Origin of the sequence: Patulibacter defluvii (assembly GCF_034096925.1) — a bacterium.
Taxonomy (GTDB): domain Bacteria; phylum Actinomycetota; class Thermoleophilia; order Solirubrobacterales; family Solirubrobacteraceae; genus Patulibacter; species Patulibacter defluvii.
The window spans coordinates 1-24,599 of record NZ_JAWZSQ010000001.1 but is presented as its reverse complement, the minus strand read 5'-3'; the positions used below and the strand labels follow the sequence as shown (position 1 = coordinate 24,599).

The 24,599-nt window shown below is 74.9% G+C and carries 22 protein-coding genes; 18 read left to right on the top strand and 4 right to left on the bottom strand.

The annotated features are described in order from the left end of the window. Positions 1-147 precede the first annotated feature (147 nt). From SH587_RS00110 to SH587_RS00070, 9 genes are read left to right on the top strand one after another with little or no spacing between them, the layout of a single operon-like run. Positions 148-1,668, top strand: a complete 1,521-nt coding sequence (locus SH587_RS00110) for a serine/threonine-protein kinase (protein ID WP_320668503.1) — start codon at positions 148-150, stop codon at positions 1,666-1,668. A gap of 18 nt (positions 1,669-1,686) precedes the next feature. Beyond that, on the top strand, positions 1,687-2,475 hold the full coding sequence (locus tag SH587_RS00105; RefSeq protein ID WP_320668502.1) for an FHA domain-containing protein: 789 nt from the start codon (positions 1,687-1,689) through the stop codon (positions 2,473-2,475). Then, positions 2,472-2,960, top strand: coding sequence for an FHA domain-containing protein (locus SH587_RS00100; RefSeq protein ID WP_320668501.1), 489 nt, complete (start codon positions 2,472-2,474; stop codon positions 2,958-2,960). Before SH587_RS00105 ends, SH587_RS00100 begins: the two co-directional genes overlap by 4 nt. Positions 2,961-2,966: 6 nt before the next feature. Beyond that, complete coding sequence (locus SH587_RS00095; protein ID WP_320668500.1) at positions 2,967-4,163, top strand: Stp1/IreP family PP2C-type Ser/Thr phosphatase; 1,197 nt, start codon at positions 2,967-2,969, stop codon at positions 4,161-4,163. After that, positions 4,160-5,473: an FtsW/RodA/SpoVE family cell cycle protein gene (locus SH587_RS00090; protein ID WP_320668499.1), complete on the top strand. Its 1,314-nt coding sequence runs from the start codon at positions 4,160-4,162 to the stop codon at positions 5,471-5,473. Before SH587_RS00095 ends, SH587_RS00090 begins: the two co-directional genes overlap by 4 nt. Next, positions 5,470-6,930: a peptidoglycan D,D-transpeptidase FtsI family protein gene (locus SH587_RS00085; protein ID WP_320668498.1), complete on the top strand. Its 1,461-nt coding sequence runs from the start codon at positions 5,470-5,472 to the stop codon at positions 6,928-6,930. Before SH587_RS00090 ends, SH587_RS00085 begins: the two co-directional genes overlap by 4 nt. Before the next feature lie 40 nt (positions 6,931-6,970). After that, complete coding sequence (gene pknB / locus SH587_RS00080) at positions 6,971-9,097, top strand: Stk1 family PASTA domain-containing Ser/Thr kinase (protein WP_320668497.1); 2,127 nt, start codon at positions 6,971-6,973, stop codon at positions 9,095-9,097. Then, positions 9,094-10,098 (top strand): D-alanine--D-alanine ligase family protein, encoded by a 1,005-nt coding sequence (locus tag SH587_RS00075; protein ID WP_320668496.1) that lies wholly within the window; start codon positions 9,094-9,096, stop codon positions 10,096-10,098. Before pknB ends, SH587_RS00075 begins: the two co-directional genes overlap by 4 nt. Positions 10,099-10,154: 56 nt before the next feature. Further along, entirely contained in the window at positions 10,155-11,213 is a 1,059-nt protein-coding gene (locus SH587_RS00070; protein WP_320668495.1) for a hypothetical protein, read from the top strand. A gap of 9 nt (positions 11,214-11,222) precedes the next feature. On the opposite strand, the gene SH587_RS00065 is transcribed toward SH587_RS00070, so the two are convergent. Further along, positions 11,223-12,734, bottom strand: a complete 1,512-nt coding sequence (locus tag SH587_RS00065; RefSeq protein WP_320668494.1) for a protein kinase domain-containing protein — start codon at positions 12,732-12,734, stop codon at positions 11,223-11,225. A gap of 312 nt (positions 12,735-13,046) precedes the next feature. Between SH587_RS00065 and SH587_RS00060 the strand changes: the two genes are divergently transcribed. The 3 genes from SH587_RS00060 to SH587_RS00050 all read left to right on the top strand — a co-directional run bounded on the left by SH587_RS00060 (position 13,047) and on the right by SH587_RS00050 (position 15,397). Continuing rightward, entirely contained in the window at positions 13,047-13,700 is a 654-nt protein-coding gene (locus SH587_RS00060) for a peptidase inhibitor family I36 protein (protein ID WP_320668493.1), read from the top strand. 114 nt (positions 13,701-13,814) lie between these two features. Then, complete coding sequence (locus SH587_RS00055) at positions 13,815-14,384, top strand: RNA polymerase sigma factor (RefSeq protein ID WP_320668492.1); 570 nt, start codon at positions 13,815-13,817, stop codon at positions 14,382-14,384. Continuing rightward, complete coding sequence (locus SH587_RS00050) at positions 14,381-15,397, top strand: CU044_5270 family protein (RefSeq protein ID WP_320668491.1); 1,017 nt, start codon at positions 14,381-14,383, stop codon at positions 15,395-15,397. The genes SH587_RS00055 and SH587_RS00050 overlap by 4 nt, the downstream gene beginning before the upstream one ends. A 302-nt stretch (positions 15,398-15,699) precedes the next feature. On the opposite strand, the gene purM is transcribed toward SH587_RS00050, so the two are convergent. Continuing rightward, complete coding sequence (gene purM / locus SH587_RS00045; protein ID WP_320668490.1) at positions 15,700-16,800, bottom strand: phosphoribosylformylglycinamidine cyclo-ligase; 1,101 nt, start codon at positions 16,798-16,800, stop codon at positions 15,700-15,702. A gap of 35 nt (positions 16,801-16,835) precedes the next feature. Beyond that, a complete protein-coding gene (locus tag SH587_RS00040) occupies positions 16,836-17,753 on the bottom strand; it encodes an undecaprenyl-diphosphate phosphatase (protein WP_320668489.1) in 918 nt (305 codons plus the stop codon). Positions 17,754-17,858: 105 nt separating this feature from the next. Here SH587_RS00040 and SH587_RS00035 point away from each other — a divergent pair, with 105 nt between their 5' ends. The 4 genes from SH587_RS00035 to SH587_RS00020 all read left to right on the top strand — a co-directional run bounded on the left by SH587_RS00035 (position 17,859) and on the right by SH587_RS00020 (position 21,416). Next, a complete protein-coding gene (locus SH587_RS00035) occupies positions 17,859-18,974 on the top strand; it encodes a DegT/DnrJ/EryC1/StrS family aminotransferase (RefSeq protein WP_320668488.1) in 1,116 nt (371 codons plus the stop codon). A 118-nt stretch (positions 18,975-19,092) separates the two neighbouring features. Further along, on the top strand, positions 19,093-19,719 hold the full coding sequence (locus SH587_RS00030) for an antitoxin Xre/MbcA/ParS toxin-binding domain-containing protein (RefSeq protein ID WP_320668487.1): 627 nt from the start codon (positions 19,093-19,095) through the stop codon (positions 19,717-19,719). Next, positions 19,716-20,297, top strand: a complete 582-nt coding sequence (locus SH587_RS00025; RefSeq protein ID WP_320668486.1) for an RES family NAD+ phosphorylase — start codon at positions 19,716-19,718, stop codon at positions 20,295-20,297. Before SH587_RS00030 ends, SH587_RS00025 begins: the two co-directional genes overlap by 4 nt. A 72-nt stretch (positions 20,298-20,369) precedes the next feature. After that, the gene (locus SH587_RS00020; protein ID WP_320668485.1) at positions 20,370-21,416 is read left to right on the top strand and encodes a DUF354 domain-containing protein; all 1,047 of its coding nucleotides are present in this window, start codon (positions 20,370-20,372) and stop codon (positions 21,414-21,416) included. On the opposite strand, the gene SH587_RS00015 is transcribed toward SH587_RS00020, so the two are convergent. After that, positions 21,417-22,130 (bottom strand): DUF6518 family protein, encoded by a 714-nt coding sequence (locus SH587_RS00015; protein ID WP_320668484.1) that lies wholly within the window; start codon positions 22,128-22,130, stop codon positions 21,417-21,419. A 98-nt stretch (positions 22,131-22,228) separates the two neighbouring features. On the opposite strand from SH587_RS00015, the gene SH587_RS00010 reads away from it, so the two are divergent. Both SH587_RS00010 and SH587_RS00005 read left to right on the top strand, forming a co-directional pair. Further along, complete coding sequence (locus tag SH587_RS00010) at positions 22,229-24,277, top strand: polysaccharide biosynthesis protein (protein ID WP_320668483.1); 2,049 nt, start codon at positions 22,229-22,231, stop codon at positions 24,275-24,277. Next, on the top strand, positions 24,274-24,599 hold a 326-nt coding region (locus SH587_RS00005), incomplete at its 3' end, for a hypothetical protein (protein ID WP_320668482.1). The genes SH587_RS00010 and SH587_RS00005, both read left to right, overlap by 4 nt.

Sequence of the window (24,599 nt, the reverse complement as noted above, 5' to 3'; positions counted from 1 at the left end):
GCAGGGTGCAGTGGTCGCGCCGGTCGGACCCGGGTGGTCCTGTCGGCGGTTCTGCCCGTCGTTCACCGCCGATCGGGCGGTTCCTGCTGCAACTCAGGGTACTTCCCGCGAGCAGGAGGCGAGCCGTGTACAGCGAAACGAGCCCTCGTGCGCACGGGAACCGCTGCCGCGACCGAACGCTCCGCCCTCCCCGAGGCGGCCGCGTCGGCATCGCCGGCCCCCTCCTCCGCTGCGTCGGCGACGGGCCTCGCGCCCCGCGCCGCGTCCGCCCCCGCGGCGACCCCCGGAACCCTGGTCCCGGGCGAGACCGTCCTCGGCCGCTACGAGCTGGTCCGCGTGCTCGGCCGCGGCGGCGCCGGCACCGTCTGGCAGGCGATCGACCGCCAGCTCGGCCGGCCGGTCGCGATCAAGCGGCTGCCCGGCGACGGCGGCGAGCGCGCGCTGGCCGAGGCCCGCGCGGCCGCCCGCCTGGGCCACCCCGCGATCGTCGGCGTCTACGCGCTCGGGGCGGCGGCCGGATCGGTCTGGCTGATCACCGAGCTGGTCGAGGGCGACACCCTCCGCCGCACGATCGCCGAGGACACCCACACCGACAGCGAGCTGCTGCAGATCGGGATCGCCCTCTGCGGCGCGCTCCGCCACGCGCACGGGCGCGGGATCGTCCACCGCGACGTCACGCCGCGCAACGTCCTGGTTCCCGCGGGCGCCTTCCGCGGCCGCGACGAGGCCCATCCCTGCGACCCCGGGATCCCGCCCGCGAAGCTGGCCGACTTCGGGATCGCCCGCCTGGCCGGTCGCGACCGCGCCGGCCGGCCGCTGCGCGACGACGAGCCGCCGGCCCCCGGCAAGATCGTCGGCACGCTCTCCTACATGTCGCCCGAGCGGCTGGAGGGCGGTCGCGGCGACGAGGCCGGCGATCTCTGGGCGGTCGCGGTCGTGCTGCACGAGGCGCTGACCGGCTCGCACCCCGCCGGCCCGCCCGACAAGGCCAGCGCGCTGGTCCGGACCCACGCGGCGCTGCCCTCGCTCGGCCGCCGCCGGCCCGACCTGCCGGAGGAGCTGGTGACCGCGATCGACCGCGCGTCGGCCCCAGCGCCCGAGGACCGCGGCAGCGTCCAGCAGCTGGAGGACGCGCTGGTCTCCGCGCTCCACGCCCGCGGCGTCGCCGTCGCGCCCGCGATCGCCGACCCGGTCCGCGCGGCCGGTCTGCCGGAGATCGCCCGCGAGCCGCCGCCGGTCGCCGACGACGTGCCGCCCGCCCCGCGTCCGCGCGTCCGCACCTACGCCGCCCGCCCGCGCCCGGCGCTGCTGCCGCTGGCCCCGTTCGCGGCCGCGATCGGCGCGGCGATCGGTCCGCTGGCGCTCGCCCTGGCCCTGACGCTGGCCGTCGTCGCCGCGCTGCTGGCCGCCCGGGCCGGCACCAGCGACCACCAGCGGCGGGTGCTCGCGGGGCTCGTGGTGCTGGGCGGCGCGGCCGGCGCGGCGGGCCTGCTGGTGCCGGCGCTGGTGGCCGCCGCGGGCGGTCCCGGAGGCGGACCGACGGCGCCCGTGCTGGCCTGCCTGGGGACGATCGCGATCGGCGCGCTGGCGTCGGCCGGCCGCGGCCCGGGGCCGCAGGTCGCCGGAGGGGGGCCCGGCCCGAGCGCCGCACCCCGTAGCATCCGGTGACCGAGCCCCGAGTCTCCCGTGCTGCGCGACATCGAGAGCAAGCTGGCCGGCCTGGTCGAGGGGACCTTCGGTCGGCTGTTCCGAAGCGAGGTCACCCCCGCCGAGATCGCCCGCGGGCTGGTGCGGGAGATGGAGGCCACCCGCCGCCAGGGACTCGACCGCACCTGGGTCGCCCACCGCTACGACGTGTACCTCTCCCCCACCGACCACGAGCGGATCATCGCCCTCGGCCCGACGCTGAACGAGGAGCTGTCCAACCACCTGCTGGTGCACGCGCGCGAGCAGCGGTTCGCGCTGGCCCACGCGCCCGAGGTCAGCTTCCACCGCGGCGCCGAGCTGCCGCCGAGCCGCTACGGCGTCGCCGCGCTCCACGACGAGCCGCCGGCCGCCGCCCCGGCGCCCGCCCCGGTCGCCGAGGAGCCGCGCCGGGTCCAGCGGACCGGCCCGTCGGAGCCCGTCCGCCGCGAGCCGCCGGCGCCCGCCGCGCCGCCGGCCCGCCGTCCGCGGGCGGCCGCCGCCGACCGGCTGGCGCTGCTCTTGGAGGGCCGCCGCGAGCTGCTGCCCGCGAGCGGCGGCACGATCGGCCGCAGCCGCGAGTGCGACGTGGTGATCGCCAGCGCCGAGGTCTCGCGCCGCCACTGCCGGATCGCGCCCGGGCCCGACGGCTGGACGATCGAGGACCTGGGATCGACCAACGGCGTCCGCGTCGGCGGGATCGCGGTCCCGGCCGGCACCGCCGCCACGATCGCGCCCGGCGACCGGATCGAGCTGGGCACCGTCGTGCTGCGGGTGGAGGACGGCCGGTGACGTCGAGCCTGCCGCTGGCCGACCTCGTCGAGCCCGTCTCCGTCGCGCTGAAGTTCGGGATCGTCGCGGTCCTCTACCTGTTCCTGGCGTGGGTGGCGCGGTCGAGCATCGCCGACCTCAGCCGCGGCGCCGTCGGGGCGGTCGCGCCGGGCGTCGCCGAGGCCGGCGCGCTGGCCCCCAGCGGCGGCGGCGCGCCGCGGCTGCGGGTCGAGCGCGCGGTCGGCCACCAGCCCGGCGACGAGTACGACATCGGCCCGGGAGCCGTCATCGGGCGCGGCAGCCAGGTAGACATCCAGATCGACGATGCCTACGCGTCCGGCAAGCATGCACGGCTGGTGCGACAGGCGGGAGTGGTGATCGTGGAGGATCTGGGCTCGACCAACGGGACCTTCCTCAACGAGGAGCCGCTGGCCGGAGCGCAGCCGCTGCAGGTCGGCGACCGGATCCGGATCGGCGACACCGAGTTCACGTACCTGGATGACTGACCACTAGTGCTGCGCGTCGCCGAACACGCCCAGCGGACCGACACCGGCCGCCAGCGTCCCCACAACGAGGATTCGTTCGTGGCGCGCGCGCCGCTGTTCGCGGTCGCCGACGGGATGGGCGGGGCCCAGGCCGGCGAGGTCGCCTCGCGGGTCGCCGTCGAGGTCCTCCGCGAGGGTCTCGGGGAGGGCACCGGGACCGTCGCCGAGCGGCTGACCGACCAGGTGGTCGAGGCCAACCGCCGGATCCACGAGCGCGCCCAGCGCGACCAGCGCCGCGCCGGGATGGGCACCACCCTGACCGCCGCCTACGTCGACACCGGCAACCTGGTCGTGGTCCACGTCGGCGACAGCCGCCTCTACCGGCTGCGGGCCGGCCGCCTGACCCGCCTGACCCGCGACCACTCGCTGGTCGAGGAGCTGGTGCGCCAGGGGCGGCTGACCCCGGAGCAGGCGCTCGAGCACCCGCAGCGCTCGATCATCACCCGCGCGCTCGGCCCCGAGTCCGAGGTCGCCGTCGACTCCGAGGTGCTGCCGGTCGAGTCGGACGACCTGTACCTGGTCTGCAGCGACGGCCTGACGGCGATGCTCGCCGAGGACGAGATCGAGGAGCTGCTGGCCGAGCCGCGGCCGCTGACCGAGCTGGTCGACCGGCTGGTCGACGCGGCCAACGCCGCCGGCGGCCGCGACAACATCACCGTCCTGCTGTTCCGCGTCGTCGACGGCGACGGCCCGGCCGGCCCCGCGTCGAGCGAGGCCCCGACCGCCAGCCACGAGCAGGCGACCGCCGTGCTGCCGGTCGTCGACCCGGCCGCGGCCGACGACGAGCTCGACGACCGCGGCGTCCCGATCGGCGACGGTCCCCGCCAGCCGCGGCCGGCGGCGAAGAAGAAGAAGCGCGGCGTCCGGGCCGGGCCGTTCATCGTCCTCTTCCTGCTGCTCTGCGTCCTGATCGGCGGCTACTTCGCGTCGCAGACGGTCTACTTCGTCGGCACCCACAAGGGGCTGGTGACCGTCTACCGCGGCCTGCCGTACGACCTGCCCGGCGGGATCAGCCTCTACTCGGTGAACTACCCGTCGTCGGTCCCCGTCGACGAGGTCGATCCGCGCCTGCGCGAGCGGCTGCTGGACCACCGGCTGCGCTCGCTCGCCGACGCCAACGACCTGGTGTCGCGGCTCGAGCGCGGCGAGGTCGTCAAGCCGTGAGGCCGCGCACGCGCGAGGCCCTCGCGCTCCTGCCGTCGGCGCTGCTGATCACGGCCGGCTTCACGGCGATCTTCCTCAAGCGCGGCGACTTCGTCGGCAACACGTCGCTCATCTACGGCGGCGCGTTCCTGGCGCTGTGCCTGGTCGGGCACCTGGTGATCCGCTTCACCGCGCCGAACGCCGATCCGTTCCTGTTCCCGCTGGTGGCGCTGGTCGCCTGCTTCGGGCTGGTCGAGCTGTACCGGATCGACGAGAGCTTCGCCCGCTCGCAGGCGCTCTGGTTCGTGATCGGGCTGGGCCTGTTCTCGGCGACGATGATCGCGCTCCGCGACTACCACCAGCTGGAGCGATATCGCTACACGATCGCGCTCGGGGCGATCGTGCTGCTGATCCTGCCGCGGATGCCGCTGATCGGGCAGTCGTCGAACGGCGCCTACCTGTCGATCAAGCTCGGCCCGCTGAGCTTCCAGGCGGCCGAGTTCGCGAAGATCGGGATCGTCATCTTCCTGGCCAGCTACCTGCGCGACACCCGCCAGGTGCTGATCCACGGCGGCCGCAAGCTGCTCGGGGTGACGCTGCCGCCGCTGCGCCACCTGGGCCCGCTGCTGGCGATCTGGGGCACGGCGATGCTGCTCCTGATCGTGATCCGCGACCTCGGCTCGTCGCTGATGTTCTTCGGCGCCTTCCTGGCCCTGATCTACGTCGCGACCGGCCAGCTGCGCTTCCCGCTGGCCGGGATCGGGGCGTTCGCGCTCGGGGCCTACATCGTCGGCGGCCGGGTCGGCCACGTCCAGGACCGCGTGGCGGCCTGGCGCGACCCGCTCGACCCGCAGCTGTTCGACCAGGTCGGCGGCAGCGCCCAGCTGGCCCAGTCGCTCTTCGCCCAGGCCGACGGTGGGCTCTTCGGCCGCGGCCTCGGCCAGGCCGAGCTGCTGACCCAGGTCAACGACGGGGTGGTCGGCACGCCGCTGCTGCCGGCGGCCAACACCGACATGATCTACGCCCTGATCACCAACGAGACCGGGCTGCTCGGCGGCGCGGCGATCATCCTCGCCTACCTGCTGTTCGTGCACCGCGGCTTCCGGGTGGCGATCCTCGCCCGCGACCCGTTCAGCAAGCTGCTGGCGACCGGCCTCACCGCCGTCTTCGCGCTGCAGGTGTTCGTGATCGTCGGCGGCGTCACGAAGGTGATCCCGCTGACCGGCGTGACGCTGCCCTTCGTCAGCTACGGCGGCTCGTCGATCATGGCCAACTTCGTGCTGCTGGCGCTGCTGCTGCGTGTCTCGGAGGACGCGAGGCGACCGGCGTGAACGCGCAGATCCGCAACCTCTTCGTCGTCGTCGTCCTGCTCTTCGGGGTGCTGATCGCCTTCACCTCGCGGTGGACGGTCTTCGAGGACGGCGACCTGCGGGCCAACGCGCTCAACAAGCGCGACGTGATCCGCGCCCAGCGGGTGCCGCGGGGGCGGATCGTGGCCGCCGACGGCACGGTCCTGGCGCGCAGCGTGCGGGTCCGCTCGCGCGACACCAACACCCGCGTCTACACCCGCAAGTACCCGCAGGGATCGGCCTTCGCGGCGCCGGTCGGCTACAGCTTCGTCGGGCCCGGCCAGACCGGCCTGGAGCGGTCGCAGAACGAGTGGCTGGCCGGCAAGGCGGTCAAGCTGGCGACCGCCGTCGACAAGCTGATCAAGGGCGACCAGCGCGGCGACGACGTCCACGTCACGCTCGAGCCGCGGGTCCAGCGGGCGGCGATCAGCGCGCTCGCCGGCCGCGCCGGCTCGGTGGTCGCGCTCGAGCCGCGGACCGGCAAGGTGCTGGCGATGGTCTCGGTGCCGTCGTACGACCCGAACAAGATGGTCGACGACGACTACCGCGCGCGGCTGAACAAGCTCGACAAGACCCACCCGCAGACCAACCGCGCCACCCAGGACGCCTACGTGCCGGGGTCGACGTTCAAGGTCGTGACGGCGGCGGCGGCGCTCGACAGCGGCAAGTACACGCCCGACTCGACCGTCGACGGCTCCGACGGCCAGCTCTTCAGCGGCACCCCGCTGCGCAACTTCGGCGGCGAGAACTTCCCAGGGACGACGCTCCGCAACGCGCTCACGCACTCGGTCAACACCGCCTTCGCCAACGTCGCCGAGGACGTCGGCCGGGCGACGATGAAGCGCTACATGGAGCGGTTCGGCTTCGACGAGCGGCCGCCGCTCGACTACCCGGCCGAGCAGATGCGGCCCTCGGGCGAGTTCCGCGACGGCAAGTTCATCCCCGCCACCAGCCGCTTCGTCGACGTCGCGCGGCTGGGGATCGGCCAGGACAAGCTCCAGGTCACCCCGCTGCAGATGGCGATGGTGGCCGCCGCGGTCGCCAACGGCGGGCGGCTGATGAAGCCGCACCTGCTCGACCGGGTGGTCGACGCCGACGGCCGGGTCCAGCGGACGGTCGAGCCCGAGCTCTACCGGCGGGTGATGTCGGCCTCGGCCGCGTCCGACCTGCGGTCGATGATGGGGGACGTCGTCCGCGAGGGCACCGGCACCGCCTCGGCGCTGTCCGGGATCGAGGTCGGCGGCAAGACCGGCACCGCGGAGCTCAACATCCAGCAGGGGATCAACGATCTGTGGTTCATCGGCTTCGCTCCGCTGAGCTCGCCGAAGGTGGCGGTGGCGGTCGTGGTCGAGAACACCCCCGGCCAGGGCGGCGTCGTCGCGGCGCCGATCGCCAAGCAGGTGATGGAGGCCGCCTTGCAGCAGGGAGCCGGACGATGACGCGCCGCCGCGCCGGTCGCGCCATGCTTGGGGGCAGGCCATGAACCGCACCGGACAGACGATCGACGCCCGCTACCGGGTCGAGCGCCGGATCGGGACCGGCGGGATGGCCGACGTCTTCGCCTGCGAGGACCTGCAGCTCGGGCGCCACGTCGCGCTCAAGGTGCTGCACGAGCAGCTGGCCGAGGACCCGCAGGTCGTCGCCCGCTTCCGCCGCGAGAGCCAGTCCGCGGCCGGGCTCCAGCACCCGCACATCGTCCAGGTCTTCGACCGCGGCGACTGGGACGGCATCCCCTACATGGCGATGGAGCTGGTCGACGGGGTGACGCTGAAGGACGTCATCCGCGACCAGGCGCCGCTCGATCCGGTCAAGACGATCGACCAGATCAGCCAGGTGCTCGACGCGCTCCGCTACGCGCACCGCCGCGGGCTGGTCCACCGCGACATCAAGCCGCAGAACGTGCTCGTCGGTCAGGACGGCGACCTGAAGGTCGCCGACTTCGGGATCGCCCGCGCCGTCGACGACCTGCAGATGACGCAGACCGGCATGATCGTCGGGACCGCGCACTACCTGTCGCCGGAGCAGGCCTCGGGCCAGAACATCACCCCCGCCGCCGACCTCTACGCGGTCGGCGTGGTCCTCTTCGAGATGCTGACCGGGCGGCTGCCGTTCGACGGCGACCAGCCGGTGGCGATCGCGCTCAAGCACGTCAACGAGGAGCCGCCGGCGCTCTCGATCGTCAACCCCGAGGTCCCCGCCGACCTCGAGGCGGTCGTGATGCGGGCGCTGTCGAAGGCCCCCGACGACCGCTTCGCCGACGCCGAGGAGTTCATCGCCGCGCTCCAGGGGGTCCGCCACCGGATCGTCTCCGGCGCGCCGGCGCCCGAGCGCGGCACCTACAGCACCGGCGCTCCCGGCTACGGCGACCAGCCGACCGGCGGCTGGCTGCAGCCGGCGGCGGGGATGGCCGTCCCGGCCGGCGTCGCGCCCGAGGAGGCCCGCGAGCAGGCCGAGGCCCGCCAGCGCCGCCGCCGGGCCTGGACGATCACCGTCGCGCTGGCCACGCTGGTGGCGCTGGCGCTGGTCGGCTACCTGATCTTCGGCCGGATGGAGACGGTCCCGAACGTGATCGGGATCTCCCAGGGCAAGGCGGTCCAGAAGCTGGAGGAGCAGGGCTTCCGGGTGACCGTCGAGCAGGCGCTGAACGAGCGCCGCGCCGGCCAGGTCTTCCGCCAGGACCCGCGGCCCCGCAAGCGCGTGCGGCACGGGTCGCGGATCCTGCTGACCGTCTCCAGCGGACCGAAGCAGCTGACGGTGCCGGCGGTCGCCAGCCTCTCCGCCCGCGACGCCCGTGCGGCCCTGGTGCGGGCCGGCTTCGGCGACGGCGACATCACCCAGCAGCAGGTGGCCAGCGAGTCGATCCCCGCCGGCCGCGCGATCGGCACCGATCCCGGCGTCGGCCTGAAGGTCGATCCCGGCAGCCCGATCGTGCTCTCGGTCTCGAGCGGGCCCCCGAGCGACAAGAACCAGGTCGAGGTGCCGGACCTCGTCGGCAAGTCGCGGGCGGACGCCGAGGCGGCGCTCAAGGAGGCCGGCTTCCAGGTCGACGTGACCGAGAGCGAGACCGACGCCGCCGACCCGGGCACCGTCACCGCCCAGAGCCCGTCGGCGAAGGCGCTGGCGACCAAGGGCAGCGTCGTCCGCCTGACCGTCGCCAAGAAGCCGGCCACGGACGAGCCGAACCCGCCGCCGAGCAACGACGTCAACGTGCCGAACGTCGAGCGGCAGGCCCGCGCGGCGGCCGACAAGGCGCTCAAGGACGCCGGGCTGAAGCCGCGCTACACCACGGTCTCGGTCGACGACGAGAGCCTCGACGGCAAGGTCGTCAACCAGTTCCCGAAGGACCGCAAGGTGCCGAAGGGCTCGACGATCGACCTCCAGGTCGGCAAGTTCCAGCCGACCACGACCACCAACCCGAACGACGGGGCGGGGGCCAAGTCGGACGGCGACGGGGCCCGCGCGCCGGTCGCCGACGGCGCCGGGGGACGGACCACGCCGGCCGTCCGCCGCGCCCGCCCCGGCGGCGCCCGGCAGAGCATGACCAGCGGGATCCGGAGCGTGATCGCCTGGCCGACCCGACCCGACGACGGAGCGAAGCGGACATGAGCAAGGTGGCGGTCCTGGGCGGCGGTCGGTCGTCCGAGCACGAGGTCTCGCTGCGGTCCGCGGCGTCGGTCGCCGAGGGCCTGCGGACCGCCGGCCACGAGGTGGTGGCGATCCACCTCGCCCGCGACGGCGCCTGGACGACCGACGACGGCGAGCCGGTGGCGCTGGTCCCCGGCGGCGGCCTGCTCGACTGCGACGTCGCCTTCCCGGTCCTCCACGGGCCGTTCGGCGAGGACGGCGCGGTCCAGGGGCTGCTGGAGCTGCTCGACGTGCCCTACGTCGGCGCCCCGGTGCTCGGCTCGGCCGTCTGCATGGACAAGCTGGTCTCGAAGGACCTGATGGCCGCCGCCGGCATCCCCCAGGTCGACTACGAGGCGGTCCACGCCGCCGACTGGGAGGCCGATCGCGACGCGGTCCTGGAGCGGATCGACGCGCTCGGGCTGCCGGTCTGGATCAAGCCGTCGCGGCTCGGCTCGTCGGTCGGGATCGCACCCGCCCGCAGCGCCGACGAGGTCGCCCCGGCGGTCGAGGCGGCGCTGCGCCACGACGCGCGCGTGATCGTCGAGGCGTCGGCGAGCGGGATCGAGGCCGAGACGGCCGTGCTCGGCTCGGGGGCCGCGCCCGAGGTCTCCGAGGTCGGCCAGATAGTCCTCACCAGCGACGATCCCGACGCCTGGTACGACTACGAGGCGAAGTACACCCCGGGCGGGATGGAGCTGCGGGTCCCGGCCGAGATCAGCGCGACCGCGAAGGCCACGCTGCGGGCGCTGGCCGCGCGCGCCTTCACCCTCTCCTGCGTCGAGGGGCTGGCGCGGGTCGACTTCTTCGTCGACGGCGAGACGGTGCTGCTGAACGAGCTCAACACGCTGCCCGGCTTCACCGAGACCTCGGTCTACGGGAAGCTCTGGGAGGCCAGCGGTCTGGCCTACCCGGACCTCGTCTCGCGGCTGGTCGAGCTGGCCGTCGAGCGGTTCGCCCGCGAGCGCGCGCACGCCTTCTGATCGCGGCGGCGCCGCGGACGCGGACGCCGTCCCCCGGCTCGGCGATACTCGCGGCGATGAGCGCCGACGAGCCCGCCGCCGACTCCCTTCCGGAGGCCCCGGTCGACGATCCCGAGACGGGGCCGGCCGGCCGTCGCTTCTGGCGCTTCGCGGGGCTGCTGGCCGCGGTCGGGGTGCTGCTGGCGCTGGCGCTCGGCGCCGCCTTCCTCAGCATCGGCCACAGCCCGCGGCCGCGCGACCTGCCGGTGGCGATCGTCGGGCCGCCGGCCGCCGCCCAGGCGCTCGAGCAGCGGGCGCCCGGCGCGCTGCGGGTCCAGCCCGTCGCCAGCACCGGCGAGGCGGCGAAGCTGATCGCCGAGCGGCGGATCTACGCCGCCGTCGTCCCCTCGCGCGAGGGCGGGATCCGGCGGCTGATCGTGGCCTCGGCGGCCAGCAACCAGGCGGCCAGCTACCTGCGGGCGACGCTCGGCGCGGCCGGCGGCCAGGGCGCCGCCCCGCGGATCAAGGACGTCGCGCCGCTGCCGCGGGACGACGCCGGCGGCGCCAGCATCGCGCTGCTGCTGCAGGTGATCACCCTCGGCGGGTCGATCGGCGTGCTCGGGCTCGGGCGGCTGGTGCCCGGCTTCCGGGCCGACCTCCGCCGTGGCGTGCTGCCGTGGACCTTCCTGGTCCTCTACGCGCTGCTGTTCGGCTTCGTGGTCACCGGCGTCGCGGCGGCGTTCGGCGTCGGCAGCGGGGCCGACTACCTGACCCGGGTGCTGGCCGTCTCGCTGATCAGCCTGGCGGTGACCGCGTCGACGGCGGGACTGGTCTCGCTGATCGGCTCGGCGGGGGCGGCGATCACCAGCCTGCTCTACTTCGTGCTCGGGGCGCAGATCTCCGGCGGCGGCACCGCGCCCGAGTTCCTGCCGTCGTTCTGGCACCACCTGGGGCAGAACCTGCCGACCGGGGCCGGCGTCTCGCTGCTGCGCCAGGTCCTCTACTTCCCCGACGCCTCGTCGTCGTTCCCGATCCGGGTGCTGGTGCTCTACGCCGGAATCGGGGCCCTGATCCTGCTGGCGGTCAACTTCCGCTACGCGCGGCTGCGGCGGACCAGCGCCGCCGGGCTGCCGTAGCCGGCGGCCTCAGCGGCGGCGGAGCAGGCTCAGCGAGCTGATCCCGACCCGCTCGCCGCCCGCCGGCAGCTTGGTGATCCAGACCAGGTAGTAGCGGTAGCGGGTGCCGTTGGTCAGCAGCGGCACGTTGCTGCGGGCCGGCGCGTCCTCGATCTCGCCGACCGGCTGCCACTGCGGGTCGGGGAACGACGACGGCGGGCCGCTGCCGTCCTTGGCCGCGTAGACCTTGCCGCTCCAGCCGGGCGTGGTCGTGGCCAGCGACAGCTTGGTCGCCGCGACCGTCACCGTGCCGGCGTCGAGGTAGATCCCGACCCCGTCCTTCGGCAGCGTGCCGCCGCTGTAGCGCTCGGTCGACCAGCTGGTGGCCGGGTCGCCGTCGACCACCCGCGAGGTCTCGTCGGCGTGCTCGCTGCCGTCGCCGAGCGGGTCGTAGTCGTGGGCGTCGCTGGGCGAGAGCGAGACGGCCTCCTCGCCCTTCGCGGGCGGGGTCGAGGGCCGCTGGCCGGTGCCGCGCTGGGCGGCGTCGGGCAGCAGCTGGATCGCCGCCGCGGCCAGCGCCGCCAGCACCAGCACGATCGCCAGCAGCAGCAGGCCGCGGCGGCGGACCCGCAGGTTCAGCCGCTGCTGCTTCTGGGGCGGCAGCGTGCGGAGGACGGCGGTCGCCTCGCCGGTCGCCTCGCCGCGGCGGCTGGCCTCGATCGTGAGCACGTCCTCGAGGTCGGCGACCAGGTCGTCGGTGTTCGGGTAGCGGACGTCCAGGTCCTTGGCCGTCGCCCGGTCGACGACGGCGGCCAGCGCGGCGCCGACCGAGGGCCGCAGCGCCTGCACGTCCGGCAGCTCCTCGCGGACGTGCTTCATCGCCACCGCGACCTGGTTCTCGCCGTGGAAGGGGATGTCCCCGACGAGCATCTCGAAGAGCACGATCCCGAGCGAGTAGATGTCGCTCTGGCCGGTGACCTCGTGGCCCATCGCCTGCTCGGGCGAGACGTAGTCGGTGGTGCCCAGCACCCGCCCGTCGGCGGTCAGGCCGTGCTCCTCCAGCGTCCGCGCGATCCCGAAGTCGGTGACCTTCGCCAGGCCCTCCTCGTTGATCATCACGTTCTGCGGCTTGACGTCGCGGTGGACGATCCCGCGGACGTGGGCGGCGCCGAGCGCGCGGGCGATCTCGATCGCGTAGGCGACGGCCTCGGTCACCGGCAGCCGGCCGGCGCGCTGGATCCGCTCCTTCAGCGTCTCGCCGCGGACGTGCTCGAAGACGATGAACGGCGTGTCGTCGTGCTCGCCGGCGTCGATCACCTGCACGATGTGCGGGTGGTTCAGCTGCGCGACCGCCCGCGCCTCGCGCCGGAACCGCTCCAGCTGCTCGGAGTGCTCGGCGATCTCGCGGTGCATCCGCTTGATCGCGACCGTCCGCTCGAGCACGGTGTCGAAGGCGCGATAGACCGTCGACATCCCTCCCGAGCCGATCTGGGCCTCCAGGCGGTAGCGATCCGCGAGCAGTGTTCCGACGTCGATGGTCACCGGGGGATGGGCCTATTGTGCGGCCACGCCGCGGGTCGGCGTCCGCTCCCTCGGCGATGGGGTGGCGGTGGGATGCGGGTCCACGGGGACGATCTTGCCGGTTGACGACGTGGGATGGCGCACCATCCTGGTCTCCTACCCCCTGTTGCAGCGCGCGTTGCACGCCACCGGGGGTCGAGGCGGGCGATGTGGACATCGTACGTGGCGGTTGCGTCGGCCTTCGCCAGCCCATACGGTTCGGGGCCGGCACATCCCCCCGGTCCCGAGGGTGGTGCCGTCACCTGGGGCCGAACGACCCGAAGGAGGGCTCGCGTGACCCGTCTCCCCCTGCTCGCCACCGGTGTCAGCGTCCTGCTGGCCAGCGCCCTGTTCGTCCCATCAGCGATCGCCGCCCCGCAGCTGGGCCCCAGCGTCGCCCCATCAGCCGACGTCCCGACCGTCGACAGCGGCGCCGACCTGGCGTCCGAGACCGAGCCGGGCTACTACCAGGTCGCCCAGCCGCCGCTGGCCGGGCCCGGCGCCGAGACGCTGACCGTCTACTACATCCCCCGGGGCACGGCCGACGAGGCGCCGCCGGAGATCCAGCGGCTGGCCGCCTACCGCGACGCGCGCGACTCGGCCGAGACCACCGACGTGACGCTCTTCGGCGACGGCGCGGTCGCGATGCGGACGGCCGCCGCCGACGACTGCAACGCCAACTACATCTGCCTCTACTCGCTGACCAGCTACGGCGGCGGCCTGCGGCAGTTCAGCGCCAACCGCTGGCAGTCGCTGGCCGACTACGGCTTCGACAACACCACCGCGTCGGTCAAGAACCGCCGCGACGGCGACGCGCTGCTGGCCGACGGCTACGACGGCGGCGGCACCCGTCGCTGCGTCGACAGCCACTCGGCGGTCGGCACGCTGGGCAGCTTCAACAACCAGGCGTCGAGCGTCTTCGCCAGCGAGCTCGACAGCCGCTGCTGAGCCCCGCCCCCGGCGCGCGGTCCCGACGGTCGGGGGTCGCGCGCCGTCGCCGTGAAAGGTCGCGGCCGAAGGTGGACAGTACGTAGGTGTGATGTCCCCGACGGCCCGAGCGAGGTGAACGACCAGGCGGCACGCGAGCGGTTCGAGGCCCTCTGGGCCGAGCACCACCGCGCCGTCCACGCCTACGTCCTGCGACGGATCGACGACCGCGACGCCGCGGCCGACGTCACCTCCGAGACCTTCCTCGTCGCCTGGCGGCGGCTGGAGCACCTACCCGAGCCGCCGCTGCCGTGGCTGCTCGGCGTCGCCCGCAAGACGGTCGCCAACGCCCGCCGCGGCAGCGGTCGCGCGCAGGCCCTGATCGCCCGGCTCGAGCGCGAGCCGGAGGACCGGGTCGTCCGCGACCCGGCCCACGGCGAGGACGACGGCCTCGCCGCCGAGCGGGTGATGGCCGCCTTCAACCGCCTGGCCGACGGCGACCGCGACGTCCTCAGCCTGATCGTCTGGGAGGGCCTGGCCCCGCGCGAGGCCGCCGCCGTCCTGGGCATCGCCGCCCCCCGCTTCAGCGTCCGGCTGCACCGCGCCAAGCAGCGCCTGCGCCAGCAGCTGGACCGGCCCTTCGACCCGGCGGACGCGTCCTCCGATGCGCCCGCGTCCGCCCCGCCCGTGATGGAGCACCGATGACCGACCCCGCCCTCCAGCTGCTCGAGCGACTCGACCCGGTCGACGTCGCCGCGCTCCGCGACGTGCCGCCGCCCCCGATCCCGGCCCGGATCCTCGCCACCCCGCGCGACCCCGCGCCGCGCTCGCCGTTCGTGCCCCGGCGGCCGCTGCGCGTGGCCCTCGGCGGCGGCGTCGCGACCGCCGCGGTCGTGGTCGGCGTCAGCGTCCTCTCCTCCTCCGGCGGTCCGGCGGTGGCCCGCGCCGCCGACGTGCTGCGGGCGACCTCGGACGCCGCCGACGCCCAGGCGGTCCAGGCCCCGACGGGCGCGATCGCCTACACGAAGATCGAGCAGCTGCTGGTCGGCGCCACCGACCACCAGCCGCCGTACGGGTACTACCGGCCGAGCACCGTCGAGGCGTGGGTCGCGCCGGACGGCTCCGGCCGCACCCGGACGGTCACCGACCCGATCCGCCCGATCGGTCCCCGCGACCGCGAGCGGATGGCGGCCGACCGCGACGCCCCGCCGGTGGCCGCGCGGCCGCGGGTGGCGCTGCGCCGCTACGGCGCCGGCCAGCTGGTCGGCCTCGGCGAGCGGCCGGACGGGCTGCCGTCGGTCCGCGAGCTGCCGGCCGACCGCGAGCGGCTGCGCGAGACGCTGCGACGGGTCGCGGCGGCCTCGGACGTCCCGGTCGACGTCGGGATCTTCGAGCAGGCGGCGACGCTGCTGATGGAGGCCGGCCCCTCGCCGCGGCTGCGGGCGGCGCTCTTCGACGTGATGGCGACGATCCCCGGCGTGCGCCTGGACGGGACCGCCCGCGACCCCCGCGGCCGCTCCGGCACGGCGGTCTCGATCGACTCCGACTACACCGGGCGGCGCCAGCGCGACACGCTGATCTTCGTCGAGTCGTCGGCCCGGCCGCTGGCCCACGTGACCCGGCTGCTGGAGCCCTCGCCGCTCTTCGACGGCGACCTGATCGAGCAGACCGTGGTGGTCAGCTCGGGCGACGTGCGCCAGATCGGCGCCCGCCCCTGATCCGATGAGCACGGCCGCTCGCGTCCCGCAGCGGCCGTTCGCGCAGCCGCCGGCCGCGGGCGCCGACCGGGCGAAAAGGGGGTTCCCGGTCGGCGCCACTCTGGCGGGGCTGGTGTGTGGGACTGCGGAACCGTTCCGGCATCAGGGGGCGGGGTTGCGACCGGAACGGCCGCCGCGAGAGGCAGGGACCACACGTCGTCCCGGCACTCGAAGGGGAGATGTCCGGCATCCCCGCCGATCTTTCACCCGTGGATGAGAAGTCGTTCGACGACCGGTCGAGCCGGTCGCCGCGACCGCCCCCGCTAGCCCCGCAGCACCACGCCGCCGGGCGCGCTGCACTCGCCGCCGCGGTTGGTCACGGTGCCGATCCGGCGGCTGCCGGGGTGGCGCTGCTCGAGGATCGCGACGGCGGCGTCGACGTCCTCCTCGGCGACCACGGCGACGAAGCCGCAGCCCATGTTGAAGACCTCCCACATCTCCGCGTCGGAGACGCCGCCGAGGCGCTGGATCAACGGCATGATCGGCGGCAGCGGCAGCGGGTCCTCGATCGCGAAGCCCAGCCGGGGACCGTCGGTCGCGTCGGGGTGGGGGGCGCCGTTGGCGTCGAGCGCCCCCAGCCGGACCAGGTTCAGCAGCCCGCCGCCGGTGATGTGGCTGAGGCCGCGGACCGGCACGCCGCTGTGCAGCAGCTCGACCACGGCGCGGACGTAGATCACCGTCGGCTCCAGCAGCGCGTCGGCGACCGAGGCGCCGCCCAGCTCCTGCGGCCGGTCGTCGAGCGCCAGGCCGCCGTCCTGCTGGAGCGCCTTGCGGGCCAGCGTGTAGCCGTTGGAGTGGATCCCGCTCGACGGCAGGCCGATCAGGGCGTCGCCCGGCTCGATCGCGGCCCCGGTCACCAGCTCGTCGAGGGCGACGGTGCCGATCGCGGTCCCGCAGAGGTCGAAGCCGCCCGGATCGGGATGGCCGCGGAGCAGCTCCGGCAGCACCGCCAGCTCGCCGCCCGGGATCTCGATCCCGGCGTCGTCGGCCCCGGCCCGCAGCCCCTCGGCGATCGCCGCCAGCCGCGCGGCGTCCGGCTCCTGGACCGCCAGGTAGTCGAGCATCGCGATCGGCTCGGCCCCCACGCAGACCAGGTCGTTGACGTTCATCGCGATGCAGTCGATCCCGACCGTGCTCAGCCGGCCCGTCTCCTCGGCGACGATCAGCTTCGAGCCGACGCCGTCGGTCGCGACCGCGATCCCCAGGTTCGGCGCCACCCGCAGGACGCTCGCGTAGTGGCCCGAGGCCAGCACCGACAGCGACGGCTTGCCGGTGTCGATCGTGCCGAGCACGCGGACCAGGGCACCGACGCCGGCGTCGGACTGGTTCGTGTCGACCCCGGAAGCAGCGTAGGCGTCGCTCATCGCGTGTGATGGTGGCAGGTCGGCGGGGCCCGCGGTCAGACCGCGCGCTCGCGGACCGCCGTCCAGCGCCGGTCGGTCCACAGCAGCACGCCGGCCAGCACCACCCGGTAGGCCGCGAACGGCGCCAGCGGCAGCCCGTCGAGGGTCCGGCGCGCGATCGGCGCCGCCACCCGTCCCGAGACCGCCGCCGTGGCCGTCACCGCCGCCAGCGGGGTCAGGCTCGCCGGGGCGATCGTCCCCTGGCGCACCCGTGCCCCCAGCCGCACCACCTTCAGCGCCGTGGCGCCGCCGACCACCGGCACCGCCAGCGCCGCCGAGACGTGGCCGGCCGACGCGCGCGAGAACCCGCGCGCGCGAGCGGCGGCCAGCACCGCCCCGCTGCGCGAGACGCCCGGCCACAGCGCCGTCGCCTGGGCCAGGCCGATCGCCGCCGCGTCGACCACCGTCGCGTCGCGCCAGTCGCGCGCGTCGTCGTCGCCCGCGCCGCGGCGGTCGGCGAGGGTCATCGCCAGCCCCCCGACCAGCAGCCCCGAGGCGATCGCCCGGTCGCCGCCCAGGTGGCGCTCGATCGGCCGCTCCAGCGTCAGCGCGGCCGCGACCGCCGGCAGCGACGCGACCGCGATCCGGCCCGCCGCCGCGGCCGCCGCCCGGGGCTCGCGCCGGACCCAGCGCAGCGCGTCGGCCGCCTCGTGCCGCAGTCCGACCGCCAGCCCCAGCAGCGTGCCCGCGTGGGCGCCGACCTCGACGCTCTTGGCCACCTCGGGGTCGGCCGGCCGCCGCCCCCGCCGGCCCGCGGCCAGCCGCGCCACCAGCGCCACGTGGGCCGAGGAGGAGACCGGCAGCGCCTCGGCCGGGCCGTGCAGCAGCCCGGCCAGCTGGGCGGCGACCAGCGCGCGACGGCGGCTGATCCGGGACCCACCGGGCGGCGGCGCCGCGGATCGCTGGTCGGGCATCGGCGGGAGGGTACGGCCTGGCCGGTCGCCGGTGGCCGAACCTTGGCGCGTTGGCGTTCAGGCGCTGCGTGCCAACCGGTGCGGGAGCCCCATACCCTTCGCTCCATGGCCGTCCCCCTCTTCGATTTCGCCACGGCGCTCGAGCCGCTGCGTCCGCAGCTGCACCAGGCGCTGCTGCGGGTCGCCGACGACGGCCGCTTCATCCTCGGGCCCGAGGTCCAGGCGTTCGAGCGCGAGTTCGCCGCCGCGATCGGCAGCCGCCACGCGATCGGCGTCGCCAACGGCACCGACGCGATCGTGATCGCCCTCCGCGCGCTCGGGGTCGGCCCGGGTGACGAGGTCGTCGTGCCCTCCTTCACCTTCTGGGCCAGCGCCGAGGCGATCCCCCCGACCGGCGCCACGCCGGTCTTCTGCGACGTCGATCCGGAGACGATGTGCGTCACGGCCGACACGGTCGCCGCCGCCGTCACCCCGCGGACCAAGGCGATCATCGCGGTCCACCTGTTCGGCAACGTGGCGCCGATCGCCGAGATCCGTCAGCGGACCGGGCTGCCGGTGGTCGAGGACGCGGCCCAGGCGGCCGGCTCGACCATCGCCGGCCCCGACGGCGCGCCGCAGCGGCCGGGCGCGCTGGGCGACATCGCCACCTTCAGCTTCTACCCCTCGAAGAACCTCGGCGCGTTCGGCGACGGCGGCGCGATCACCACCAGCGACGACGCGCTGGCCGAGCGGGTCCGGACGCTGCGCTTCCACGGCTCGGAGGACAAGGTCGACTACGTCGCGATCGGCTACAACAGCCGCCTCGACGAGCTGCAGGCCGCCGTTTTGCGGGTGCTGCTGCCGCACCTGCCCGCCTGGGCCGTCCACCGCGCGCGGACCCACGAGCGCTACCGCGACGCCGGCCTGGGCGAGCTGGTCGCGCTGCCGGTGCCCGCCGCCGGCGCCGTGCCCGCCTGGCACCTCTACGTGGTGCGCACGCCGCGGGCCGACGAGCTGGTCGCCGGACTGGCCGAGCGTCAGGTCGGTGCTCGCAGCTACTACCGCACCCCCGTCCACCGCCAGCCGCCGATGGCCCGCTTCCTGCCCGCCGGCGGGGTCGAGCTGCCGGTCACCGAGGAGCTGGCCCGCACCCACCTGGCGCTGCCGGTCAGCGCGACGATCACCGACGGCCAGATCGGGGAGGTCGTCGACGCGGTCGCGGCGGTGCTCGGGGAGCGGTGAGGCCTTTGCCGGATCCGCAGACGGTCGCTAGTGTGTCGTGTGGAAGCGACAGCGACGCGAAAGGCGGAACATGACCGCAACGGCGGAGATCGCGGGCGCTGCTCGCGGACTGGCGGACGTGCAGGAGGAGCTGCGCGGCGCTGCGGTCGATCCGATGTCGCAGGCGCTCGTGATGGCCCGGTTGCGGGGTACCTTCGCCCGCGCGTTCGACGCGCTCGATCGCGAGGTCCGTCTGCAGGTGCCGATTGCCCGGCGCGCCACCTTCACCGACGTGATCGAGGCGCTCGGACGGTTGGCCAACCGCGACGACGACGACGCGCTGACCACCGACGAGATCGACGACCTGCTGACGAAGATCGAAGCGGCGCGGCACGTCCTGCGCGACGCGGTCGATCACGCCGGCGAGCAGGCGGTCGCGGATACCGGGCAGCTGATCGATCAGCTCTCCGACTGGCTGCCCGATGTCGCGCAGAAGGACATCGCGCGTCTGCTCGGCGTTCAGCCGCGCACGGTGCAGCGCTGGCGGGCTCACGGCCCACGGCGCCTCACCGAGCGCGAGCGCGTCGTCCTCGACCTGGTGGCGGTGCTCCGGCACGGGTGGACGTCGCGCGGCGTGCTTCGTTGGTTCGAGCGGCCGCATCCGGATCTCGGCGGTGCCGCCCCGATCGATCTGCTCGCCGACGCGGAGCGAGAGGGCGAGCTGCGGGCGGCCGCGGTCGCCGGACGGGCGATGCGCGCGGCATGAGGCGTCCGCCGTCGACGGACTTCTGCGGCACGGTCTGGCGATGGACCAGCTACGACGTGGCCTGGTGCGCCGGCCCGAACTTCAGCCCGGGTCGTTGGCACGACGAGCACAGCCCGCCCACGCAGTACCTGTCGCTGTCGGCGGCCGGAGCGTGGGCGGAGATGGTCCGACACTTCGGACTGACGGATCCGGCCGACGCGGCGGACGCGCGGTTCCGGCTCTGGCGCGGCTGGATGGAGCTGGCCGATGTCGCCGACCTCACGGCGGCCGGCGCCTGCGAGCGCCACGGGCTGCCTGCTGGCGCGCTGGGCAGCGACGACCACCAGGTCTGCCAGTTGGAGTCTCACCGGCTCCGGGGCCTCGGCTTCGAGGCGGTGCTCTCGCCCTCGGCGGCGCTCTCCGGCGAGACGAACCTCGTGGTCTGGGGCGCTCGGCGCCCGATCGCGTGGCGCCGTGTCTCGACCACCGAAGTCGAACCAGTGAAGCCGGCCTTTCGCTCCGACATCCCGACCGAGCTGGTGGCCATCGGGGGTCCCGACCCGGGGCTCGTCCCGTACGTTCGCCACCGCGGCTCCTAGGGACGCCCAGGGCCGGGATCGTTCGGCTCGGAGGACGCCGCCGTCGGGGGCCTGCCAGCATCCGGGGTCGCGATGCGCGTCTGGATCGACCTGACCAACAGCCCGCACGTCCTGGTCCTGCGGCCGGTGATCGACGAGCTGCGCCGGCGCGGCCATCGGGTCGACGTGACCGCGCGCGACTTCGCCCAGACGCTCGGGCTCTGCGATCGCTACGGGATCGCCCACACCGCGATCGGCCACCACCGGGGGGAGCGGCTGCCGGACAAGGCCCGCGGGCTGGCCTCGCGCTCGACCGCGCTGGTGCGGTGGGCGCGGACCGTCGGCGGCTGGCCCGGCGGGGGCTGGCGGGGCCGGGCCGGGGCGCAGCCCTTCGACCTGGCGATCGGGCACGGGTCGAACGACGTCTCGGTGGCGGCGCGGGCGCTCGGCATCCCCGTCACCACCGCCTTCGACTACGAGTGGGCGACCGTCCAGCACCAGATCAACTGCCGGCTGGCGCAGGCGGTGGTGGTGCCCGACGCGATCCCCGCCGAGCGGCTGGCGGGCTACGGGGCCGGCGGCAAGATCCGGGCCTACGCGGGGCTCAAGGAGGAGTACTACCTGTCCGACCTGGAGCCCGACCCGACCGTGCTCGACGACCTGGGCCTGGACCCGGCCGCGCCGATCGCCGTCGTCCGCACGCCGCCCGAGGTCTCCCTGTACCACCGCTTCCACAACGACCGCTTCGCCCAGGTGCTCACCCGGCTGCGCGAGCAGGGGCAGGTGGTCGTGCTGCCGCGGACCGACGACCAGCGGGCCGAGCTGGCGCAGGCCGGGGGCTTCGTCGTGCCGCAGCGGCCGATCGACGGGCCCTCGCTCGTCGCCCTGGCCGACCTGGTCGTCAGCGCCGGGGGGACGATGAACCGCGAGGCCGTCGCCCTCGGCACGCCGGTCTTCACCACCTTCGACGGCAAGCCGGGCGCGGTCGACGACGCGCTGATCGCCGCCGGCCGGCTGCGGCGGCTCGACGATCCCACGGCGGTCGAGCTGGTCAAGCGCGACCGCTCCGACGGCGACGGCGGCCGGATCCGGCGCGACCCGGCGGTCTTCACCGACCTGCTGCTGTCGCCCGTCGCCTGACTACGCCCCGGCCCAGCCGACCCGGCGCAGGGCCTCGCGGACCATCGTGGTGACGATCGGGGCGACCGTCGCCGTGACCGCGGCCGCGACCACCGCCGCCGCGATCCAGCGCCACGAGCGGCCGACGGCGGCCAGCGCCACCAGCGCCGCGCCGGCCAGGCCCTCGAGCGTCGCCATCACCCGCAGGTCGTGCTGGTCCCAGACCCACAGCAGCGCGATCGACTCGCCCATCAGCAGGCCGCCGAGGGTGCCGACCGCCGCCCCCTGCAACCAGACCCGCGCCCGACCGCCGGCGCGGGTGGCGAGCGTCGCCCCCAGCAGCCCGAGCGTGCCGCCGACGACCACGCCGGCCATCGCCCAGCCGACGCCGAGCTTCGCCGCCCGGCGGGCCGCGACCCCGTCCTCGACCAGGATGTAGATCCCGTAGTAGCTGAGCGAGCCGAGGGCGATCGCGATCGCGCCGCCGACGACGCCCAGCGCCAGCCCCTCCGGCCCCCGCCGCCAGCCGCACAGCATCCCGGCCGCGAACGCGCCGACCAGCCACGGGCCGCCCAGCCGCGAGAACTCCCACGAGCCGTGGAAGGCGCCGTTGTTCGTCGTCCGGCCCATGAACCCGAGCGCCAGCGCGATCACCACCACGCCGATCAGCGCCAGCGCGATCGGCACCGGCCGGGCGGCGGCGCTGCGGTTCGGGACGGCCACGGCGGGGATCATCGCGACCGTTCCCTAGCGGTTCCTGAAGGCGCGCCGGACGGCCACCGCGCGACGGCGGGCACGGTGCGGTCCGGTCCCAAGTGCGAGAATCGGCCCCGATGCGGCGACGCCCCGCTGCGCTGACGTTCCACCGACTCTCGCCCCTGCAGGCGCTGGTCGACTTCGTGCTGGCCGCGGGCGCCTACTACGCGGGCTTCAAGCTCCGCTTCGACGCGGACAAGGTCCCGGCCCGCTTCTCGGACCTCTTCAACCACACCTGGTACATCGCCGCCGCCTGCGTGGTGCTGGGCATCTGGCTGCTCGGCGGCTACCACCGCTCGTGGCGCCACGGCGATTCGCGCGACGACCTCCGCGCCGGCCAGGGCCTGGTCCTGGGCCTGATCGCCTTCTACGCGGTCAACGCGATCCTGCAGCCGGTGACGCGGGTCAACGGCGACTTGGAGGTGACCGTCTCGCCCCCCAACGGCGTGCTCGGGATCGCCCTGATCGCCGGGGTGCTGGCGCTGGTCGGGATCCGGGTGATCGTGCGGACCTTCGCCGAGGGCCGGCTGCTGGTCGGCTTCCGCGGTCGCGACGCGCGCTCGGCGCTGATCGTCGGCGCCGGCGAGGGCGGGCGGCTGGTGCTGCGCGAGATGCTGCGCAACCCGTCGCTGGGGCTGCGGCCGATCGGCTTCGTCGACGACGACGAGCGGAAGCTCCGGACGCGGGTCGACGGGGTCCGGGTGACGGGCCGGATCCGCGACCTGCCGCGGGTGATCGACGAGCTCGAGCCGGACGAGATCATCATCGCGATCCCCTCCGCCCCGGGAACGCTGCGGGCCGACGTGCTGCGCGCCGGCCGCCGCCGCGGGGTGCCGGTGCGGACGCTGCCGACGGTCTTCGAGCTGCTGCAGGCGGGCGAGGGCACCGCCGTCCGCCAGGTCCGCGAGGTGCGGGTCGAGGACGTGCTCGGCCGCGACCCGGTGCGGATGGAGCTGGACCGGGTCGGCGCCTACCTGCGCGAGCGGGTGGTGCTGGTGACCGGCGCCGGCGGGTCGATCGGCAGCGAGCTCTGCCGCCAGATCGCGCGGGTCGGGCCGGCGCGGCTGGTGATCCTCGACCACGCCGAGGACAACCTCTTCCAGATCGAGCGCGAGCTGCTCGAGGACCGGCAGGTGCCGGAGGACGTCGTGGCGTCGGTGATCGCCGACGTCAAGGAGGGCGACCGGATCCGCGAGATCCTGGCCGAGCACCGGCCGCAGGTGGTCTTCCACGCCGCCGCCTACAAGCACGTGGCGCTGATGGAGGCCAACCCGGTCGAGGCGGTCCACAACAACGCGGTCGCGACCCGTTCGCTGGCGCGGCTCTGCGGCGAGGTCGGGGTCGAGCGGTTCGTGCTCGTCTCGACCGACAAGGCGGTCGACCCGAAGACGGTGATGGGCGCCAGCAAGGCGCTGGCCGAGCTGGCCGTCGAGAGCGCCGCCCAGCGCTGGCCGCAGACGCGCTTCTCGTGCGTGCGGTTCGGCAACGTGCTCGGGTCGAGCGGGTCGGTGGTGCCGATCTTCCAGCGCCAGATCCGGCTCGGCGGTCCGGTCACCGTCACCGACCCGGCGATGACCCGCTACTTCATGACGATCCCCGAGGCGGTCCAGCTGGTGATCCAGTCCGGGTCGCTGGGCACGACCGGCGAGATCCTCGTGCTCGACATGGGCGAGCCGGTCAAGATCATGCAGCTGGCCCGCGACATGATCGAGCTGTCGGGGCTGCGGCCGGACGAGGACATCGCGATCGAGGTCGTCGGCCCGCGGCCCGGCGAGAAGCTCCACGAGGAGCTGTTCAACCCCTTCGAGGTCCCGCAGCCGACCGACGCCGAGCGGATCCGCCGGGCCGAGCGCGCGGCCTTCGACCCCGAGATCGTCGAGGCGATGTTCAACGACGTCGCGCTGCTGGTGCTGGAGGGCGACGCGGCCGGCCTGGCGGCCAAGGTCGCCGAGTTGCAACGCGCCCACGCCGAGAAGTCGGGCCCCGCGTCCGACGCCGCCGAGACGCCGTCCACCGCCGCCGCGGCGAGCGGCGACGCCACCGCCGGCGCTCCCGGCGGGCCCGCGGAGGGTGGTCCGACGGGTGCGCGAGACGTGGGGGCGAACGCCTACACTGGTCCGCTATGACCCCCGCGGTCCCCGTGCTCGCTGCCGGTTTTGCGAGCAAGTTCGACGAAATCGGCCCCTACGTGGGGTTCGCGTCGTTGGTGGCCGTGGCCGCGATGGCGATCCTCGTCTTCACCCAGGGACGGGAGCTGCAGCGGCTGCGCGAGTGGGCCGGCACCGCCCCCGAGCGGCTGGCCGAGCTGGAGCGCCAGCTGGCCGAGCAGCAGGCGCAGCCGCGGGTCCAGACGTTGGCGCCGCACCCCGGCGCCCCGGCCGCGCCCGGCGTCCCGCGCCCGGCTGGTGCGCCCGCCGCGGCCGGAGCCGCCGCGGCCGCCACCGCGGG